Origin of the sequence: Glutamicibacter sp. AOP38-B1-38 (assembly GCF_052377485.1) — a bacterium.
In the GTDB taxonomy this organism is placed as follows: Bacteria; Actinomycetota; Actinomycetes; order Actinomycetales; family Micrococcaceae; genus Glutamicibacter.
Map to the genome: position 1 here is coordinate 1 of NZ_JBQSWU010000015.1, position 19,468 is coordinate 19,468.

The 19,468-nt window shown below is 65.0% G+C and carries 16 protein-coding genes and 1 tRNA gene; 14 read left to right on the plus strand and 3 right to left on the minus strand.

The features are described from left to right. Both ACT3TP_RS10245 and ACT3TP_RS10250 read right to left on the minus strand, forming a co-directional pair. A partial coding sequence (locus tag ACT3TP_RS10245; protein WP_444620539.1) for a DUF6318 family protein occupies positions 1-543 on the minus strand: 543 nt, incomplete at its 3' end. 134 nt (positions 544-677) lie between these two features. Further along, positions 678-1,319 (minus strand): TIGR03085 family metal-binding protein, encoded by a 642-nt coding sequence (locus ACT3TP_RS10250; protein ID WP_444620540.1) that lies wholly within the window; start codon positions 1,317-1,319, stop codon positions 678-680. A 134-nt stretch (positions 1,320-1,453) separates the two neighbouring features. On the opposite strand from ACT3TP_RS10250, the gene hisI reads away from it, so the two are divergent. The 11 genes from hisI to pyk all read left to right on the plus strand — a co-directional run bounded on the left by hisI (position 1,454) and on the right by pyk (position 16,587). Next, the gene (hisI, locus tag ACT3TP_RS10255) at positions 1,454-1,855 is read left to right on the plus strand and encodes a phosphoribosyl-AMP cyclohydrolase (RefSeq protein ID WP_444615323.1); all 402 of its coding nucleotides are present in this window, start codon (positions 1,454-1,456) and stop codon (positions 1,853-1,855) included. Positions 1,856-1,930: 75 nt separating this feature from the next. Further along, the gene (locus ACT3TP_RS10260; protein WP_444620541.1) at positions 1,931-3,493 is read left to right on the plus strand and encodes an anthranilate synthase component I; all 1,563 of its coding nucleotides are present in this window, start codon (positions 1,931-1,933) and stop codon (positions 3,491-3,493) included. After that, positions 3,490-4,074: a Trp biosynthesis-associated membrane protein gene (locus ACT3TP_RS10265; RefSeq protein ID WP_176484134.1), complete on the plus strand. Its 585-nt coding sequence runs from the start codon at positions 3,490-3,492 to the stop codon at positions 4,072-4,074. The genes ACT3TP_RS10260 and ACT3TP_RS10265 overlap by 4 nt, the downstream gene beginning before the upstream one ends. Positions 4,075-4,220: 146 nt before the next feature. Continuing rightward, positions 4,221-4,469 carry an HGxxPAAW family protein gene (locus tag ACT3TP_RS10270; RefSeq protein ID WP_096285244.1) on the plus strand — a complete coding sequence of 83 codons (249 nt, stop codon included), beginning with the start codon at positions 4,221-4,223 and terminating at the stop codon, positions 4,467-4,469. A gap of 1 nt (position 4,470) precedes the next feature. Further along, the gene (trpC, locus tag ACT3TP_RS10275) at positions 4,471-5,295 is read left to right on the plus strand and encodes an indole-3-glycerol phosphate synthase TrpC (protein WP_444620542.1); all 825 of its coding nucleotides are present in this window, start codon (positions 4,471-4,473) and stop codon (positions 5,293-5,295) included. A gap of 86 nt (positions 5,296-5,381) precedes the next feature. Beyond that, a complete protein-coding gene (trpB, locus tag ACT3TP_RS10280) occupies positions 5,382-6,644 on the plus strand; it encodes a tryptophan synthase subunit beta (protein WP_096285240.1) in 1,263 nt (420 codons plus the stop codon). Continuing rightward, complete coding sequence (gene trpA / locus ACT3TP_RS10285; RefSeq protein ID WP_096285238.1) at positions 6,645-7,427, plus strand: tryptophan synthase subunit alpha; 783 nt, start codon at positions 6,645-6,647, stop codon at positions 7,425-7,427. A gap of 2 nt (positions 7,428-7,429) precedes the next feature. Continuing rightward, a complete protein-coding gene (gene lgt / locus ACT3TP_RS10290) occupies positions 7,430-8,407 on the plus strand; it encodes a prolipoprotein diacylglyceryl transferase (RefSeq protein WP_444620543.1) in 978 nt (325 codons plus the stop codon). Positions 8,408-8,916: 509 nt separating this feature from the next. Then, complete coding sequence (gltB, locus tag ACT3TP_RS10295; RefSeq protein WP_444620544.1) at positions 8,917-13,530, plus strand: glutamate synthase large subunit; 4,614 nt, start codon at positions 8,917-8,919, stop codon at positions 13,528-13,530. After that, complete coding sequence (locus tag ACT3TP_RS10300; protein ID WP_444620545.1) at positions 13,523-14,992, plus strand: glutamate synthase subunit beta; 1,470 nt, start codon at positions 13,523-13,525, stop codon at positions 14,990-14,992. Before gltB ends, ACT3TP_RS10300 begins: the two co-directional genes overlap by 8 nt. Positions 14,993-15,075: 83 nt before the next feature. Then, complete coding sequence (gene pyk / locus ACT3TP_RS10305) at positions 15,076-16,587, plus strand: pyruvate kinase (protein ID WP_096285232.1); 1,512 nt, start codon at positions 15,076-15,078, stop codon at positions 16,585-16,587. Between the two features lie 184 nt (positions 16,588-16,771). Here the strand turns inward: pyk and ACT3TP_RS10310 are convergent. Continuing rightward, positions 16,772-16,853 (minus strand) — tRNA-Leu (locus ACT3TP_RS10310). A 188-nt stretch (positions 16,854-17,041) separates the two neighbouring features. Here ACT3TP_RS10310 and ACT3TP_RS10315 point away from each other — a divergent pair. From ACT3TP_RS10315 to ACT3TP_RS10325, 3 genes are all read left to right on the plus strand, one after another. After that, positions 17,042-17,659, plus strand: a complete 618-nt coding sequence (locus tag ACT3TP_RS10315) for an ANTAR domain-containing response regulator (RefSeq protein ID WP_096285230.1) — start codon at positions 17,042-17,044, stop codon at positions 17,657-17,659. Between the two features lie 310 nt (positions 17,660-17,969). Beyond that, on the plus strand, positions 17,970-19,211 hold the full coding sequence (locus tag ACT3TP_RS10320) for an inorganic phosphate transporter (RefSeq protein ID WP_096285228.1): 1,242 nt from the start codon (positions 17,970-17,972) through the stop codon (positions 19,209-19,211). Further along, positions 19,208-19,444, plus strand: coding sequence for a hypothetical protein (locus ACT3TP_RS10325; RefSeq protein ID WP_096285226.1), 237 nt, complete (start codon positions 19,208-19,210; stop codon positions 19,442-19,444). The genes ACT3TP_RS10320 and ACT3TP_RS10325 overlap by 4 nt, the downstream gene beginning before the upstream one ends. Positions 19,445-19,468 lie beyond the last annotated feature (24 nt).

Sequence of the window (19,468 nt, forward strand, 5' to 3'; positions counted from 1 at the left end):
ACGCGCGACAAGCTCGCTGGGTGCTGAATAAATCTCTGTCTTCTCGGCTGTTGCTGAAAAAGACAGGATGGCTTCGGTACTGCTCGTTTTCTTGACGCTTTCAACATCTGCATCGTACTGACCGCCGACCTGCCAGTACTTGAGCTTTGCTCGACTACTAACTGGATCGATTAGGTTGTCGCCACAGACCTTGCAGCTACGCATCGTTATTTTGGTTATGTCGTCGACAGTATGAGTTTCGAGAGAATAATTAACTAAGTCGAAGTAGTACTTGACGAAGGCAATGGCGCCTTCTTCATTTTGCTTTTTGGCCAGCTCTGGCATCTGCGGCTTCGGAACATTTTTCGCGGGCCCTTTTGCGGTTGCCGGCTCGTATTCCGGCTTCGCCGGGGACGGGCTTGGCGTGGTGGTTTTCGATTCTTGCACCACCGGGCTAGATGACTCTGAGGGGTCCGGCGGGGAGGCGCCACCCGCGCAGGCCGTAACCGTCAATGCACAAGCCAAAACGACAGATTGTGCCACTGCAATTTTCCGAGTGTTCATGTGAACTCTCCGAGCATGTCGAGGATCGCGTTTGAGCGATATCCTAGACCCCTCGCGCCGTTATTGGGAGGGGTATGCGCGAAATGTGTGGATAACCCGAGGCCGTCAGGCTGAGCCCAGAGTGGTGCCGAGCGCTAGATCGAAGGGTGGTAGCCGCGGATAATCTGCAGCGCGCTTTGACCGGCTTCGAAGGTGACCAGGGCTTCATCGGTGCGTCCGGAGGCGTACATCATCAGCTCGGTGACCGGGCCATTGATGGAGACGGCGTTTGGAGCCTTCTTCGCCACATGGCGTTGCCCATCCGGACGGCACAGGATGATGCCTACGGGGGCCTTGCGGAAGAACAGGCGCGAGGTCTTGATCAGCGATTGCCACAGCAGCTCCGTGTACTCCTTGTCCAGTACCCGGGGCGCCCACTGGGTGCGCGCGCGGCGCACGTCTTCGGTGTGGATGAAGAACTCGTTCAGGTTCAGCGCTTTGTCCAGCTTTTCGAAGGAAAAAGGGGAGTAGCCCTTGGGTCCGGCACGGAAACGGCGCACCAGTGCCGCATACCGTTCGGGGGTTTGCGCGTCCTCGGCGAGCTCTTGCAGACGCACATCGAGTTTCGAAGCGAGCGGCTTCAGCACGACACCGGCACTGAGCAGAGAATTTTCGCGGAGGACCAAGTGCGCGGCGAGGTGGCGGGTCTGCCAACCGGCGCACAGAGTGTCGGCGGTGGGGCCCGCTGCTAGCAGGGTCTCGGCCAACGCCAATCTGGAAGCTTGTACTAGGTGCATCACCTCTGAAACTAGCACGGGTCGGCGATTGATGGGTGCAATCATCTGCGGGTGTCGCCAAGCGGTTGCGATTGGCTCTAAGCGGTGCGTCACGCTCGGGAGATGAAGGCGGGATACCCAGTATGCTAAAGGGGATGTCTACTTCTCAGAGCGGCTCGAATCCGAGCCCCGAATCAGAAAATCTCGACCCGCAGATCGCGCAGCGCTTGAAGCGCGATGCGAACGGGTTATTCGCCGCGATCGTGCAGCAGCATGACACCGGACTGGTGCTCATGCTCGGCTGGATGGACGACGAGGCGCTGCGCCGCACGCTGTCCACCGGGCGAGTCACCTTCTACTCGCGCTCCCGCCAGGAATACTGGCGCAAGGGAGATACCTCGGGGCATGGGCAGTACCTGAAGTCCGCCGCCCTGGACTGCGACGGCGACGCGCTGCTGCTGATGGTCGACCAGGTGGGAGCCGCCTGCCATACCGGCACCGAGTCCTGCTTTACCGACCGCCAGCTGCCCGCCACCGTCGGCCACCGTCCCGAATAGTCCGGGCTCGCAGCCCACGAGCGCCCCGGCAAGCATCGGGCGTCCGCAAAGTTTACGCGTTTGAAAAGAAGCTGAATGAAAACCCTAGGCAAGATTTCCCCGTCCCGCGAGGCCTTTTTGGCCATGGCACCCAACCGCCGCGTCATTCCGGTCACCATCTCGGTGCTGGCCGATTCGCTGACCCCGATCGGCTTGTACAGTTCGCTGGCCGGCGGACGTCCCGGCACCTTCCTGATGGAGTCCGCCGCCCCCGGCGGGGTGTGGAGCCGGTACTCGTTCGTGGGGGTGAACTCGCCCGCGACGCTGAGCACCCGCGGGGGAGAGGCCTACTGGCAGGGCCATGTGCCCGAGGGGCTGCCCACCGGCGGGGTGAGCGTGGACGTCTTGCGCGACACCGTGCGCGCGCTGCATACCGAACCGGTCCCGGGCATGCCGCCGCTCACCGGGGGCATGGTCGGCTTCATCGGCTGGGAGTGCGTGCGCCACTGGGAGCGCCTGCCCAATCCGCCGGTTGATGACCTGAACATCCCCGAACTGAGCATGAACCTGGTCGCCGACATGGCCGCGCATGACGCCACCGAGGGCACCGTGACGCTGATCGCCAATGCGATCAACTTCGATGGCCGCGAGGAGCACGCCGAGGCGGCCTACGATGCCGCGGTGGAACGCCTGCAGAAGATGCTCGACCAGCTCGGCACCCCGCTGGACTCGACGGCCATCACCCTGCAGGGCACCGACGTGCCGCGCGAGACGCTGATGGAAGCGGTCAGCCATTCCTGGGCCGAAAACGAGTATTTGGAGGCGCTGGCGAAGGCGAAGGTGGCCATCGTCGACGGCGAGGTCTTCCAGATCGTCGTTTCGCGCCGCTTCGAGCTGGAGACCAAGGCGGATGCGCTGGACGTCTACCGGGTGCTGCGCGCGACCAACCCGAGCCCCTACATGTACCTGTTCAACTTCGAGAACGAGGACGGCGAACCCTTCCAGATCGTCGGCTCCTCCCCGGAGGCGCTGGTCACGGTCAACGATTCGCATGTGGTCACCCACCCGATCGCCGGCTCCCGCCCGCGCGGGGCGAACTACGAGGAAGACCAGCTGCACGAGAAGTCGCTGCTGGCCGACGAGAAGGAACGCGCCGAGCACCTGATGCTGGTGGACCTCTCGCGCAACGACCTCTCCCGCGTGTGCCAAGCCGGCACCGTGGAGGTCACCCAGTTCATGGAGGTGGAGCGCTTCAGCCACATCATGCACCTGGTCTCCAACGTGGTCGGCAAGGCCCGGGAGGACGTCGACGCCTACGATGTGCTCGCCTCCACCTTCCCGGCCGGCACGCTCTCCGGGGCGCCCAAACCCCGGGCGCTGCAGCTGCTCGATGAGTACGAGCCCTACCGCCGCGGGGTGTACGGCGGCGTGGTGGGCTACCTGGACTTCGCCGGGGACATGGACATGGCCATCGCGATCCGCTCCGCGCTGCTCAAGGATCACCGCGCCTACGTCCAGGCTGGCGGCGGCATCGTGAACGATTCGAATTTCGCCGACGAAGCCCTGGAAACCGTCAACAAGGCCGCCGCCCCGCTGCGCGCGGTGTGGGCCGCCGGCTCGATGCGCCCAGCCAATACCGAAACTGGTGGAACCAAGTGAAAAAACATCTCACCGCCCGCAATACCGCACTGCTCGGCATCCTCGGGGCCCTGGCCGGGCTGTGGACTGCCACCCGCACCTGGGTGGTGGTCCAGGTCGAATCCGGCACCGTGCAGGTCCCGGAGATCATCGTCGACGGGTCCACCGCCGCCGCCTCGGTCACCGCGCTCTGCGTGGCGGTGCTCGCCGGGGCGCTTGCGCTGCTGATCGCCGGGAAGATCGCCCGCTACCTGATCGGGCTGATCACCCTCCTGGCCGGCATCGCGGTGATCGCCGCCGGAGTCAATGCGGTCACCAACCCGCAGGCGGCGGCCGCCGGCGCGGTGGCCGAGGCCACCGGGCTGACCAGCGGCGCCGGGCAGTACACCGTTTCGCTCTGGCCTTCGCTGACCGTGGTGGCCGGGGCGATCATCGTGCTGCAGGGAATTTTGGTGCTGATCTATTGCGGCGGGTGGAAGAAGAACTCGAAGTACGACCGGGAGGTCTCCGTGGCCCCCGCGGCCAAGGACGCGCAATCGCGCGGGATCTCCGACTGGGAGCAGCTCTCCAAGGGTGAGGATCCCACCAGCGGCCAGCAATAGGTGATTCGGCCCACCGGGACGCAACGAAGCGCCGTGGAATAGGCCATCATCAAGTCCAAGTGGCAGAATAGTAAGCGAAGTCCATCGCGCCGACCGGTCCGCCGGGGCGGCGCGCAACCTGAAGAGCAAAAGGGAGACATCCAGCAATGTCGCAGAACACCGAGATCGACCCGGTCTACAACGAAGAAATCGGCCACGGCAACTCGATCGCAGCCTGGGCCTGCGTCGGCACCATGATCGTCGGTTCGATCGTCGGCGGCGTCGCCTTCGCGTTCCACAACGCGGCCATCGTCTACGCGGGCGCGGGCATTATGGTGCTCGGCCTGATCGTCGGCTGGATCATGAAGAAGGCCGGCTTCGGCGTGGGCGGTTCGCGCAGCGGAGCAGCACACTAAATTGACTGTTCTTGATGACATCATCGCGGGCGTCCGGGAAGACCTGGGCGCCCGTCGCGCCATCACCAGCCTCGCGCAGGTCAAGGCCGCCGCGGCCGCCATGCCGGAGGCTCGCGATGGCTTCGCGGCCCTCGGCGGCCAGGCCGGTTCCGCCGCGCGCGACACCACGCTGCGGGTGATCTCCGAGGTGAAGCGCAAGTCCCCGTCCAAGGGCGCGCTGGCGCAGATCCCCGAACCTGCGGTGCTCGCCGCTGAGTACGCCGCCGGCGGCGCCTCGGTGATCTCCGTGCTCACCGAACAGCGGCGCTTCGGCGGTTCGCTGGCCGATTTGGACGCGGTCCGCGAGGCGGTCTCGATCCCGCTGCTGCGCAAGGATTTCACCGTCGACGAGTACCAGATCTACGAGGCCCGGGCGCACGGCGCGGACCTCGTGTTGCTCATTGTTGCGGCGCTGGATGATCAAACGCTCTCCGGTTTCCTAGAATTAACCCACAAGCTGGGAATGAACGCACTGGTGGAGACGCACACCGAGGAAGAAATCGCGCGGGCCGTGAAGGCCGGGGCGAAGATCATCGGAGTGAACGTGCGCAACCTGAAGACCCTCGAGGTGGACGTGGACACCTTCGGCGCGTTGGCCCCGTTGCTGCCAAGCGACGCGGTGCTCATTGCCGAGTCGGGTGTCGAATCGGCCGAACAGGTGGAAATCTACGCTGCGGCCGGGGCGGACGCGATCCTCGTCGGAGAGGCGCTGGTCAAGCACGCCGACCCGCAAGCCACCGTCGCGGAGTTCATCGCGGCGGGTACCGCAGCCAAGCCGGCGCGCTAGGCGAACCGGACCCAGATCTTCGGTGCCCGGCCAGGGTCTGCTTCCTGGCCGGGCACCGCTAAAAAATTCAAGAGAAGAGGGAATCGATGAACGCATCGGATGACTCGCTGAAACATGCCAGCGGACCGTACTTTGGGCAGTACGGTGGACGCTGGATGCCCGAATCGCTTATGGCGGCCATGGACGAGCTGAACGAGACTTTCGAGGCGGCCAAGGCCGACCCGGCGTTCATCGAAGAGGTCAAGGAGCTGAACCGCAGCTACTCGGGCCGCCCCTCGCTGCTGACCGAGGCGAAGCGCTTCTCCACCGAAGCCTGCGGCGGGGTGCGCGTGTTCCTCAAGCGCGAGGACCTGAACCACACCGGCAGCCACAAGATCAACAACGTGCTCGGCCAGGCGCTGCTGGCCAAGCGCATGGGCAAGACCCGCATCATCGCGGAGACCGGAGCCGGCCAGCACGGCGTCGCCTCGGCCACCGCCGCGGCCCTGATGGGCCTGGAATGCGTAGTCTACATGGGCGCCGAAGACACCCGCCGGCAGGCGCTGAACGTCGCGCGCATGCAGCTGCTCGGCGCCACGGTGATCCCGGTGACCGTCGGCTCCCAGACCCTGAAGGACGCGATCAACGAGGCGCTGCGCGACTGGGTCGCCAACGTGGGCAATACGCACTACCTGCTGGGCACCGCCGCCGGCGGCGCACCGTTCCCTGCCATGGTGCGCTACTTCCATGAGGTCATCGGCGAGGAAGCCCGCGAGCAGATCATCGCGCAGGCCGGGCGCCTGCCCGATGCGGTCACCGCGTGCATCGGCGGCGGATCGAACGCCATCGGCATCTTCCACGGCTTCCTGGACGACAAGGAGGTGGAGCTCTACGGTTTCGAGGCCGGCGGCGACGGCGTGGACACCGACCGCCACGCGGCGACCATCACGCTGGGCAAGCCCGGGGTGCTGCACGGGGCGAAGAGCTACCTGATGCAGGACGACGATGGGCAGACCATCGAGTCGCACTCGATCTCCGCGGGCCTGGACTACCCGGGCGTCGGCCCGGAGCACGCCTACCTGGCCGACATCGGCCGCGTGCGCTACGAACCGGTCACCGACACCGAGGCCATGGATGCGTTCAAGATCCTGTGCCGCACCGAGGGCATCCTGCCGGCGATCGAATCCGCGCACGCGCTGGCCGGAACCATCCGCCTGGCTGCGCGCAAGCTCGCAGCGGGCGCGGTCCCCGAGGAAACCATCATCATCGCAAACCTGTCCGGCCGTGGGGACAAAGACGTGTCCACCGCCGCGCAATGGTTCGGCATGCTCGATTCCGAGGCCGCCGAGAACACCCCGGAGGGCAAGTAAATGTCGCGTGTCACTAGTGCAGAAAAGATCGCCGCGGCGCGTGCCGAAGGCCGCCCGGCGCTGATCGGCTACCTGCCCGCGGGCTTCCCGGACGTGGAAACCAGCATCGAGGCGGCCGTCGCGCTGGCCGAAAACGGGGTGGATGTCATCGAGATGGGCATCCCCTACTCGGACCCGGTGATGGACGGGCTGGTCATCCAGGAAGCGACCAACCACGCGCTGGCCAATGGCTTCCGCGTCGCGCAGATCTTCGACATCGTGCGCGGAATCACCGAACGCACCGACGCCGCGGTGATGGTGATGACCTACTGGAACCCGGTGCTGCGCCTGGGCGTGGACGAGTTCGCCCGGCGCTTCGCCGAGGCCGGCGGGGCCGGGCTGATCACCCCGGACCTGGTGCCCGATGAGGCCGCCGAATGGCAGGCCGCAAGCGAGAAGTACGACCTGGAACGGGTGTTCCTGATCGCACCGAGCTCCACCGAGGCGCGCGTGAAGCAAACCGTCGCGGCCTCCTCCGGGTTCGTCTACTGCGTTTCGCTGATGGGTGTCACCGGTGCGCGCAGCGAGGTTTCCTCCGCCGCGCAGGCAGTGGTGGACGCCGCCCATGCCGCCGGCGCCGCGAACGCCTGCGTCGGACTCGGCGTTTCGCGCCGCGAACACGTCACCGAGATCGGCGGCTACGCCGACGGGGTCATCGTGGGCACCGCGCTGGTCGCCGCGCTGCGTGACGGGGGAGTGCCCGCCGTGGGCCGCCTCGCCGCGGAGCTGAGCGGACGGGCCTAGGCATGCTCCCGGTCTCCATCCCGTCTCCGCCCGAGGAATTTTCCAAGCTCTCCCTGGGCCCGCTGACCATCCACGCCTACGCGCTGTGCATTTTGCTGGGCATCGTACTGGCGCTGTGGCTCACCGGGCGGCGCATGCGTGCCCGTGGCGGCGACTCGGACATGCTCTGGGACATCGTCATCTGGGCGATCCCTTTCGGCATCGTCGGCGGCCGGCTCTACCATGTGCTGATCACCGACCCGATGTACTACTTCGGGCTCGGCGGGCAGCAATCGCACTTCGCCGAGATCCCGCAGCTGTGGCTGGGCGGACTGGGCATTATGGGTGCGGTCTCGCTGGGCATCGTCGGCGCCTGGATCGGCTGCCGGCGGACCGGGGTGCGGCTCTCGGCCTTCATCGACGCCGTCGCCCCCGGCGTGCTGCTGGCCCAAGCCGTGGGCCGCTGGGGCAACTGGTTCAACCAGGAGCTCTTCGGCGCGCCGACCACCCTGCCCTGGGGACTTGAGATCGACCCGGAGCACTACAATTTCCCAGCCTCGCTGCCCGCCGAGACGCTCTTCCACCCGACCTTCCTCTATGAGTCGCTGTGGAACCTGCTGGGCGTGGTGGTGCTGCTGGCCTTGGATAAGAAGTTCGCGCTGCGCCGCACAGCGTTGTTCTGCTGCTATGTGATTTGGTACGGCATCGGACGGACCTTCACCGAGTCGCTGCGCCTGGACGCGGCGGAGATCATCAGCATCGGCCCGCTGTCCCTGCGCATCCACCAGTGGCTGGCCATCGCCCTTGTCGTCTTCGGCTCCCTGGCGCTGGCCTACGTGCTGGCGAAGCTGCGCCCCGAAGGCAAGGATTCGCTCTTCCTGCCCGGGCGCGAGCCGGCGGCCCGCGCCGCGGCGGCGGGCACCGACGCTCCGTCGAACGGCACGTCGCAGAGCAACTCAGAGCAGCAGATCACGAAGGACGACGAGCACCCGCCGGGCTGATCGCGGAGCTGCATCCGCACCTGAAACGGGGATCGAAGAACACCAGCGCGTGTTTTTTCGGTCCCCGTTTCGGCGTTAACGCAGGACTTTTTTGCCCCTTGGGCGGGCGGTACGCAATCTGCGCGAAACATTTAGAATCGGCACAACCCCGGACGAAACCATGGAAACGGCCAGCGCCGCCGCGAATAAACCTGCTTTTTAGCTGGCGCTGCGCGTGACCGTTTTAACATTTTCGAAACAAAACCGCGCGAAAGCGGGAAACATAGGGGGCGTAAGGTGAATCTACGCACCTCTCCGGGAGTCCACACCCCATGACCCGGGCGAGGCGCAGGAACCACAACGCGGTGGATCCTTCAACCTTCGAAGCAGCGCACCCGCTCGGCCATACCCCGCCGGCGGCGCAGCTGGCCACGAGGTTAAGGCGACCGGTGGCTGACGCACCTTCGAGAATCCCCAAGGTGGGACCCGGTTCGCCTTTTTCCGCCGCATGAACCACGAAAGGCACGCTCATGAGCATGACCGGAGTCCAGTTGAACGCCTCGCCCGGATTTGGCGAGGCCGCCCCCTCGCCCTATACCCGATTCGCGGCAATTCCGCCGGCGCAGGGTCTATACGACCCGAGCGCCGAAAAGGATGCCTGCGGACTGGCGATGATTGCATCGCTGAAGAACCACCCAACTCATGAGATCGTCAGCCACGCGCTGACCGCGCTGCGCCGCCTGGAACACCGCGGGGCCATCGGCGCCGACGAGGGGACCGGCGACGGAGCGGGCATCCTGCTGCACCTGCCCGATGCCTTCCTGCGCGCCGTCACCGAATTCGAGCTGCCCGCCCCCGGGCACTACGCGGTCGGCATGGGCTTCCTCCCCGCGGCGCAGAACGAGCTGGAGTTCGCCAAGGCCGAACTCGAAGAGCTCGCCGCCGAAGAGTCGCTGACCGTGCTCGGCTGGCGCACCGTCCCGGTGAATCCGGAAGTGCTCGGCGCCTCCGCCCGTGCGGTCATGCCGCATATCACCCAATTCTTCGTCGCCTCCAGCGCGGCCTCCGGCGAGCTCGACTCCCGGGCCCTGGACGCGGCGGCCTGGCGCATCCGCCGCCGCGCGCACAATAAGATCGGCGTCTACTTCGCCTCCTTCTCCGCGCAGTCCATCGTCTACAAGGGCATGGTTTCCACCGCGCAGCTCGAGCCGTTCTTCCCGGATCTGTCCGACGAGCGCTTCACCAGCCGCTGCGCCATCGTGCACTCGCGCTTCTCCACGAACACCTTCCCGTCGTGGCCGCTGGCCCAGCCCTTCCGCACCATCGCGCACAACGGCGAAATCAACACCGTCAAGGGCAACCGCAACTGGATGCGCGCCCGCCAGTCGACGCTGGAATCCGAGCTGCTCGGCGAGGTGCCCGAGGAGCTCTTCCCGATCTGCACCCCCGGCGCCTCGGACTCCGCGAGCTTCGACGAGGTCGCGGAGATGCTGATGCTCTCGGGGCGCAAGGTCACCGAGGCGATCATGATGATGATCCCGCAGCCCTGGGAAAACGACACCCAGATGGATGCCGACCTGCGCGCCTTCTACCAGTACCACTCGATGCTCATCGAACCGTGGGACGGTCCGGCGGCGGTCTGCTTCACCGACGGCCAGCTGGCCGGCGCGGTGCTGGACCGCAACGGGCTGCGCCCGGCGCGCTGGTGGGTCACCGACGATGACCTGGTGGTGCTCGCCAGCGAGGTCGGCGTCATCGACATCGCCGAGGAGCATATCGTCTCCAAGGGCCGCGTGGCCCCGGGCAAGATGTTCGCCCTGGACCTGAATGCCGGACGCATCGTGGATGACGCCGAGATCAAGGCCGAGGTCGCCGCCGCGAAGCCGTGGCGCGAATGGGTCGGGACGAATATCAAGTCCCTGGAGGACTTCCCGGACCTGGAGCATGTGCGCCACAATTCGGCCTCCGTGCTGCAGCGCCAGCTGACCTTCGGCTACACCGCCGAGGAGCTGCGCATGCTGCTGGCCCCGATGGCCACCACCGGCGCCGAGCCGCTGGGCGCCATGGGCACCGACAGCCCGATCGCCGCGATCTCGCAGCGCCCGCGGCTGCTCTTCGACTACTTCACGCAGTCCTTCGCCCAGGTCACCAACCCGCCGCTGGATGCGATCCGCGAGGAGCTGGTCACCTCGATGCGCACCTCCATCGGACCCGACGGCAACCTGCTCTCCCTGGACCGCGTGGCGCAGACCCAGATCGATCTGGACTACCCGGTGCTGACCAACGACCAGGTCGCGAAGATCGTGAACCTGCGCGACGCGTCGGGCGCCAAGTACTCGCTGAAGGTCCGCGGGCTCTACCGCCCGGCCGGCGGCGAGTCCGAACTGCGCGCCCGGCTGCAGGAAATCTGCGAAAAGGTCTCCGCGGCGGTGAACCGCGGGGTGCGCTACATCGTGCTCTCGGACCGCGATTCCTCCGCGGCCTGGGCTCCGATCCCATCCCTGCTGCTGACCTCCGCGGTGCACCACCACCTGCTCAAGAGCTCGACCCGCACCCGCGTGTCGCTGATCATCGAGTCCGGCGACGCCCGCGAGGTCCACCACATCGCGCTGCTCATCGGCTACGGCGCCAGCGCCATCAACCCGTACCTCGCGCTGGAAAGCGTCGAGCAGCTGGCCGAGGAAGGGTCGCTGCCGGGCATCACCGGGCAGGCCGCCGCCGCGAATCTGATCAAGTCCCTGGGCAAGGGGGTGCTGAAGATCATGAGCAAGATGGGCATCTCCACGGTGTCCTCCTACTGCGGGGCGCAGACCTTCGAGGCCGTGGGGCTCTCCCAGCGCGTGGTCGACCAGTACTTCACCGGAACCACCACCAAGCTCTCGGGCATCGAGCTGGACGTTGTCGCCGCCGAGGCCGCGGCCCGCCATTCCCGCGCCTATCCGGAGCACTCCGGGGCGAGCCAGCCCAACGAGCTGGAGGTAGGCGGGGAATACCAGTGGCGCCGCGAAGGACCGCCGCACCTGTTCGACCCGCAGACCGTGTTCCGCCTGCAGCACTCCACCCGGACCCGCCGCTACGACGTGTTCAAGGAGTACACCAAGGCCGTCGACGACCAGGCCTCCGAGCTGAAAACCCTGCGCGGGCTGCTGAAGTTCAACACCGAGTCCATCACCCCGATCCCCATCGACGAGGTGGAGCCGGTCAGCTCGATTGTCAAGCGCTTCGCCACCGGGGCGATGAGCTACGGCTCGATCTCCGCCGAGGCGCACGAGACCCTGGCCATCGCGATGAACCGGCTGGGCGGCAAATCCAACACCGGCGAGGGCGGCGAGGATCCCGAGCGGCTGCTCGATCCGGTGCGCCGCAGCGCGGTGAAGCAGATCGCCTCGGGCCGCTTCGGGGTGACCAGCCTGTACCTGACCAACGCGGACGACATCCAGATCAAGATGGCCCAGGGAGCGAAGCCCGGCGAGGGCGGCCAGCTGATGAGCCAGAAGCTCTACCCGTGGATCGCCAAGACCCGGCACTCCACCCCGGGCGTGGGACTCATTTCCCCGCCGCCGCATCACGACATCTACTCGATCGAGGACCTGGCCCAGCTGATCCACGACGCGAAGTGCTCCAACCCGGCCGCCCGCGTGCATGTGAAGCTGGTCTCCGAGTCCGGCATCGGCACCGTCGCAGCCGGTGTGGCCAAGGCGAAGGCCGACGTCGTGCTGATCTCCGGGCATGACGGTGGCACCGGCGCGAGCCCCATGAACTCCCTCAAGCATGCGGGTACCCCGTGGGAGCTCGGCCTGGCCGAGGCGCAGCAGACGCTGATCCTCAACGGGTTGCGCGACCGCGTCACCGTGCAGGTGGACGGCCAGCTGAAAACCGGGCGCGACGTGCTCATCGGCGCCCTGCTCGGCGCCGAGGAATTCGGCTTCGCCACCGCCCCGCTGGTGGTTTCGGGCTGCATCATGATGCGCGTGTGCCACCTGGATACCTGCCCGGTGGGCGTGGCCACGCAGAACCCCGCGCTGCGCGAACGCTTCAGCGGGAAGGCAGAATTCGTGGTGAACTTCTTCGAGTTCATCGCGCAAGAGGTCCGCGAACTGCTCGCCAGCCTGGGTGCGCGCACCCTGGAGGAGGTCATCGGCCGGGTGGAGCTGCTCAGCGGCGCGCAGGCCGGCGCCCACGACAAGGTCCAGTCTCTGGCCCTGGGCGCGATCACCCACGTGCCCGACGTGGAGCCGGCCGCACGCCGCCGCCGGATCGGCCAGGACCACGGTCTTGACAAGCATCTGGACCAGCGGCTCTTGGCCGCCGCCGCGCAGACCCTGGCGGACCGGATCCCGGTGGTGATCGACGCGGACATCGTGAACACCGACCGTTCGGTGGGCACGCTGCTCGGCCACCACGTGACCAAGACCTTCGGGCTCGAGGAACTGGCCGCGGACACCATCCGGGTGAACCTGGCCGGGCGCGCGGGCCAGTCTCTGGGCGCCTTCCTGCCCGCGGGCATCACCCTCGGGCTTTCCGGCGACGCGAACGACTACGTCGGCAAGGGGCTTTCGGGTGGACGGATCGCTATCCACCCGCCGCGCACCACCCTGTCCAGCCCGCAGGACCAGGTGATCGCCGGAAATGTGGTTGGCTACGGCGCGACCAGCGGCGAGATGTTCATCAACGGCATGGTCGGGGAACGGTTCGCGGTGCGCAACTCGGGCGCCACGATCGTCACCGAAGGCATCGGCGAGCACGGCTGCGAGTACATGACCGGCGGCCGGGTGCTGATCCTCGGCGCTACCGGACGCAACTTCGGTGCCGGGATGTCCGGCGGCATGGCCTGGGTGCTGGACTTCGAGGAGAGGAACCTGAATCCGCTGGCCGCCGCGGCCGGCGATCTGCTGGTCCGCGGAATCGACGAGGCCGAGGCGCAGGCGATCCACGCGCTGCTCACCGAGCACATCGCGCTGACCGCCTCGCCGCAGGCGCAGCGCCTGATCCTGGATTGGGAGCAGACGCGTCAGCGCTTGACCAGCATCATCCCGCGCGACTTCGCAGCGGTGGAAAATATTCGTGCCGAAGCGGCAGCAGCCGGAGAGAATCCGGATTCGCCGCAGGTATGGGACAAGATTTTGGAGGTGACCCGTGGCTGATCCACGCGGATTTTTGAAGGTGACCGATCGCGTCACCCAACCTAAGCGCCCGGTGCCGGTGCGCCTGATGGACTACAAGGAGGTCCTTGAGCGCCAGCAGGCCGGCACGCTGCAGCAGCAGGCCTCGCGCTGCATGGACTGCGGCATCCCGTTCTGCCACCAGGGCTGCCCGCTGGGCAACCTGATCCCGGAGTTCAACGACCTGACCTATCGCGGGCGGATGGACGATGCCGCGGCCCGGCTGCTGAGCACCAACAACTTCCCGGAACTGACCGGAAAGCTGTGCCCGGCCCCCTGCGAGGCGGCGTGCGTGCTGAGCATCAACCAGCCCGCGGTCACCATCAAGCAGGTCGAGGCCGAGCTGGCCGAGCACCTGATGGACGCCGGGGACTTCGTCGCGCAGCCACCGGCGCGCCACACCGAGAAGCGCGTGGCCATCGTCGGTTCCGGCCCGGCCGGACTGGCTGCCGCCCAGCAGCTGACCCGGGTGGGCCACACCGTGGCGGTCTACGAGCGCGATGAGCAGATCGGCGGCCTGCTGCGCTTCGGCATCCCGGACTTCAAGCTGGAGAAGCAGGTCATTGACCAGCGGCTGGCCCAGATGCGTGAGGAGGGCACGATCTTCCGCACCGGCATCGAGATCGGCAAGGAGATCAGCTGGGATCAATTGCGTCGCGATTATGACGCGGTGATTGTCGCCACCGGCGCCACCATCCCGCGTGAGCTTCCCATTGAAGGCCACGACCTGGATGGGGTGCACCACGCCATGGAGTTCCTCACCGAGAACAACCGCGTGGTGGCCGGAACGCTGGACGCTGCGCGCATCGATGCGAAGGGCAAGCACGTGATCGTGCTCGGCGGCGGTGACACCGGATCGGACTGCATCGGCACCGCACTGCGCCAGGGAGCCGCCTCGGTGACCACCTTGGCCATCGGGCAGAAGCCGCCGACCGAACGCGCCGACGCCCAGCCGTGGCCGACGATGCCGCTGCTCTTCGAGGTGCAGTCCTCGCATGAGGAGGGTGGCGAACGCAGCTATCTCGCCTCGACCGTGAACTTCGTTTCCGGCGCGGGAACCGAGCAGAATAAGGTGATCGGTGTTACAGTTGCAGAGACAGAATTCGTTGCTGGCAAGCGCCTGCCGAAGCCTGGAACCGAACGCGTTATCAAAGCGGATCTGGTTCTCCTGGCTCTAGGCTTCACCGGTCCGGAACCTTCCGGGCTCGATGAGCAGCTCGGCATCGAATTCGACAACCGGGGCAACGTCGCCCGAGATGGCTACTACATGACGAACTCCGAATCGGTGTTCGCCGCCGGAGATGCCGGTCGGGGGCAGTCGCTGATCGTCTGGGCTATCGCCGAAGGCCGCGCTTGCGCCGCCGGAGTCGATAAGTTCCTGATGGAAACGACGAACCTTCCTGCACCAGTTGCTCCAACAGATAGAGCCATCAGCATCATTTGAGTGGCATAAGCTTTGATGCGGCGAACCCAAACGGGTTCGCCGCATTTTGCCTATGCAAACATGAAAGGCATTTGGCTGACGGTATGAGACGCGCAAAAATTGTGGCAACATGGGGCCCGGCCCTAGCGAGCTATGAAAACACCGTAGCGGTACTTCAAGCGGGCGTAGACGTCGCCCGACTGAACATGAGCCATGGAGACTACTCCATGCATGCTCAATCCTTGGCAAACGTCCGCAACGCGGCGACCGAGGTGGGGCGCGCGGTCGGCATTTTCGCCGATCTGCAGGGACCGAAGATCCGCCTGGGACGTTTTAAGGACGACGCCAAGTACATCTTGGAAGTCGGCGAAGAATTCACCATTACCATCGAGGACATCCAGGGTACGCGCAACCTGTGCTCGACCACCTTCAAGGGCTTGCCAACCGATGTGAAGCCCGGGGACTTCCTGCTGATCAACGACGGCAAGGTGAAGCTCAAAGCCATCGAGGTCACCGACACCGCGGTGCGCTCCGAGGTTGTGGTCGGGGGCGAGGTCTCCAATAACAAGGGCATCAACCTGCCCGGCGTTGCGGTCAATGTGCCTGCGCTGAGCGAAAAGGACGAGGACGATCTGCGCTGGGCCATTCGTGCCGGCGTCGACATGATTGCGTTGTCCTTCGTGCGCAATGCCAGCGATATCGAGCGTGTGCACGAAATCATGGACGAGGAAGGCCGCCGCCTGCCGGTGATCGCCAAGATCGAAAAGCCTCAGGCAGTCGCCGCGCTGGAAGAAATCATCAACGCTTTCGACGCGATCATGGTTGCCCGTGGCGACCTGGGCGTGGAATTGCCGCTGGAAGAGGTTCCGGTCGTGCAGAAGCGTGCGGTGGAGCTCGCGCGCCGCTGGGCCAAGCCGGTCATCGTCGCCACCCAGGTGCTCGAATCGATGATCGAATCGCCGACCCCAACCCGTGCCGAGGCTTCGGACTGCGCCAACGCGGTGCTCGACGGCGCCGACGCGGTGATGCTTTCGGGGGAGACCTCGGTGGGCGCCTACCCGGTGGAGACCGTGGAAACCATGTCGCGCATTATTTCCTCCACCGAGCAGCACGGCCTGGATCGCATTCCACGTCTCGGCTCGCAGCCGAAGACCCGAGGCGGAGCGATTACCCGTGCCGCCGTGGAGATCGCCGATCAGCTCGACGCGAAATACATCGTCGCCTTCACCCAGTCCGGTGACTCCGCTCGACGTCTTTCCCGCCTGCGCCCGAAGCGCCCGGTGCTGGCCTTCACCCCGCTGCAGCAGACCTACAACATCATGACTTTGATGTGGGGAGTGCAGGCACGCCTGGTGGCCTATGCGGATCACACCGACAAGATGACCGCACAGGTCGATGAGCAGCTGCTCAGCGAAGGCCTGGCCCAGATCAATGATCTGGTCTGCATCGCTGCCGGTTCCCCTCCGGGCCAAGCAGGATCGACCAATTCGCTGCGCGTGCATAAGGTCGGAGACCTGGCCGATGCCGGTCAGCTGGTCGACGGCAAGCCAATGCCGACCCGCGAAGTTGTCGGGCCATGGGATCCTGCGAACGTTTCGACGCCCAAGGATCTCTAAGCCGTAGCTTTTAGCCAACAAAAATGAGCCTGCCCGCAAGGTCGTGTCATCGACCCTGCGGGCAGGCTCATTCGCGTTTGGAGCCTATTTTTCTTCGCTGCGAGATGCATCACAGTTGGGTGAATAGTTAAACGAAAAATGTCGCCGGAGAAAGCTCTCACTTTCCCCGACGACATTCATGATGTGCCCAAGGTGGGACTCGAACCCACACATCTTTCGATACCGCATTTTGAGTGCGGCGCGTCTACCGATTCCGCCACTTGGGCGAGCACATTGACGAGTTTACTAGAGGTTTCGTAGATTTCCTAATCGATAACCTCGCGTCATCGCCCTAATAAGAGTACATGCAAGTAGGCTTAGATACGAAACGGGAGCAGCGCGGCTCGCCGCGAAATACATCTTGAATTCTGCCGGCTAACGAGGCAGGTACGCAGACCACTAAGGAAGGCGCCCTATGAGCGAGCTACCAGAAATTACCAAAATCCCTTCCGAAGCGCCCTCCGCGGCGCGACGCGTGCTCGTAGCCGAAGATGAGACGCTGATCCGCCTGGATATCGTTGAGATCCTGCGCTCCGAAGGCTATGACGTGGTGGCCGAGGTCGACAACGGCCAGAGCGCGCTGGAGAAGGCGCGTGAGCTGAAGCCGGATCTGGTGCTGATGGATGTCAAGATGCCGGTGATGGACGGCATTACCGCCGCCGAATCGATCGTCAAGGAGCGCATCGCCCCCGTCGTGCTGCTCACCGCCTTCAGCCAAAAGGAACTGGTGGAGCGGGCGCGCGAAGCCGGCGCCATGGCCTACGTGGTCAAGCCCTTCACCCCGGCCGATCTGACCCCAGCGATTGAAATCGCGATTTCGCGCAACGACGAACTGCGTGCGCTGGAGTCCGAGGTCAGCAACCTAGCCGAGCAGTTCGAGACTCGAAAGCTCGTAGACCGGGCCAAATCCCTGCTCATCACCAAGATGGGGTTGACCGAACCGGAAGCATTCCGCTGGATCCAGAAGACCTCGATGGACCGTCGGCTGAGCATGCGGCAGGTCGCGGACACCGTGATCGATCAGGTTAAATAACCTCCCACCATTGCCTGCGGCGCAGCGAGCCGCGTGAATGTGCGTCAAGCCACCTATGGTTTGGCGCACATTTTCTATGCCCGCAAATGGGCGATCCGGCATGAACGCGGTAATTGCCTACTTGGACACCAAAAGTTCATATGGAATTTGCCTTCTGTATGTTGACTGGCCGGATTGACGTATCTGTTCAGGGGCATAAGATTGAAATTGCGCTTTGAGCCCAATCCCGCACGCCATTATCTTCGCTGGATTTCGCAGCTCTCGGCCCAAGTTCTTTTTCCTTGCCGTTCGACCCTCAGGCTGGTATTCAATGGATTTGACGCTAATCGTCGTCCTAGTCATCGCCTTGGCGTTGTTTTTCGACTTCACCAATGGTTTTCATGACACGGCCAATGCGATGGCCACCCCAATCGCAACCGGAGCAATCACTCCAAAAAAGGCTGTAGCTCTCGCTGCGGTCTTGAACCTCGTCGGCGCGTTCCTCTCTACGGAGGTAGCCAAGACCATTTCTGGCGGCATTATCAACGAAGATCCCACGACCGGCGTGCAGATCATGCCGGAAATGATCTTCGCGGGACTTATGGGCGCGGTGATCTGGAACGTATTCACCTGGATGCTCGGCCTGCCATCAAGCTCCTCCCACGCCCTGTTCGGCGGGCTGGTTGGCGCCGCGATCGTCGGTGCCGGGTTCGGCGCCATCGACTACGGTGTGCTGCTCTCCAAGGTGCTTCTGCCGGCATTGTGCGCCCCGCTGATTGCGGGTATTTCCGCGTACCTCTGCACGAAGCTTGCGTACTCGATCACGAAGCGGCAGAACGGTGCCTCGCCTAAACGTGGCGGCTTCCGCTACGGACAGATCTTCTCTTCCTCGCTTGTGGCGCTGGCGCACGGCACCAATGACGCGCAGAAGACCATGGGTGTTATCACCCTGACTCTGGTCGCTTCGGGGATGCAGAGCGCCGGGACCGGCCCGCACCTTTGGGTCGTTGCTACCTGTGCGGTGGCCATTGCCTTGGGTACCTACACCGGTGGCTGGCGCATTATCCGAACCATGGGTTCGGGGCTGACCGATGTGAAACCCGCGCAGGGCTTCGCCGCCGAGGTTTCGACCGCCTCGGCGATTCTTACCTCATCGCACCTGGGCTTCGCCTTGTCCACCACGCAGGTGGCATCCGGCTCGGTCATCGGTTCCGGCCTGGGACGCAAGGGCGCCGAAGTCCGCTGGGGCACCGCTGGCCGTATTGCCCTGGGGTGGCTGTTCACCCTTCCGGCGGCCGCCATCGTTGGCGGTGCCGCCGCGGCGCTGACCCACATCGGCCCGGTCGGCGTCGGGATCGTCGCCGTGGTCGGCGTGGGAACGCTGCTGCTGTTCTGGTACATGTCCCGCAAGGACCATGTAGGGCACGATACCGCGATGTCCGACATCGATAATTCGGGAGCGGCGGTCAATATCCTTTCGAAGAAGGAGCGTCGCGCCCGCGCCAAGGCCGAAGCAAAGACCGCCCAGAAGCTTGCGCAGGAAGCCATGGACAAGGAAGCGGATATCTCATGATCGACTGGTCAGCTTTTCTCATCGTCGCACTGGTCAGCTGGGTAGCTGCCATGTGCATCGTGGTCGCATACTCCTTCGGCGTTCGCCTGCTGGCGGTGGCCCGCGACGAACACAGCAATACCCAGGCTAATAAGTACGGCGCCTACCTGTGCTTCGGCCTGTGCGGGCTGATCGTGCTCTTCGGCGTGGTGCTCATCGTTCCGCAGCTGAGCGAAGCGATCTTGGGCCTCTAAGCATCCGGCACGCCCGGTGGGCGG

Coding starts and splice junctions, on each gene's coding strand:
- ACT3TP_RS10250 (WP_444620540.1), bottom strand. CDS start 1,319: ATGCACCTAGTACAAGCTTCCAGATTGGCGTTGGCCGAGACCCTGCTA.
- hisI (WP_444615323.1), top strand. CDS start 1,454: ATGTCTACTTCTCAGAGCGGCTCGAATCCGAGCCCCGAATCAGAAAAT.
- ACT3TP_RS10260 (WP_444620541.1), top strand. CDS start 1,931: ATGAAAACCCTAGGCAAGATTTCCCCGTCCCGCGAGGCCTTTTTGGCC.
- ACT3TP_RS10270 (WP_096285244.1), top strand. CDS start 4,221: ATGTCGCAGAACACCGAGATCGACCCGGTCTACAACGAAGAAATCGGC.
- trpB (WP_096285240.1), top strand. CDS start 5,382: ATGAACGCATCGGATGACTCGCTGAAACATGCCAGCGGACCGTACTTT.
- trpA (WP_096285238.1), top strand. CDS start 6,645: ATGTCGCGTGTCACTAGTGCAGAAAAGATCGCCGCGGCGCGTGCCGAA.
- lgt (WP_444620543.1), top strand. CDS start 7,430: ATGCTCCCGGTCTCCATCCCGTCTCCGCCCGAGGAATTTTCCAAGCTC.
- gltB (WP_444620544.1), top strand. CDS start 8,917: ATGAGCATGACCGGAGTCCAGTTGAACGCCTCGCCCGGATTTGGCGAG.
- pyk (WP_096285232.1), top strand. CDS start 15,076: ATGAGACGCGCAAAAATTGTGGCAACATGGGGCCCGGCCCTAGCGAGC.
- ACT3TP_RS10315 (WP_096285230.1), top strand. CDS start 17,042: ATGAGCGAGCTACCAGAAATTACCAAAATCCCTTCCGAAGCGCCCTCC.
- ACT3TP_RS10320 (WP_096285228.1), top strand. CDS start 17,970: ATGGATTTGACGCTAATCGTCGTCCTAGTCATCGCCTTGGCGTTGTTT.
- ACT3TP_RS10325 (WP_096285226.1), top strand. CDS start 19,208: ATGATCGACTGGTCAGCTTTTCTCATCGTCGCACTGGTCAGCTGGGTA.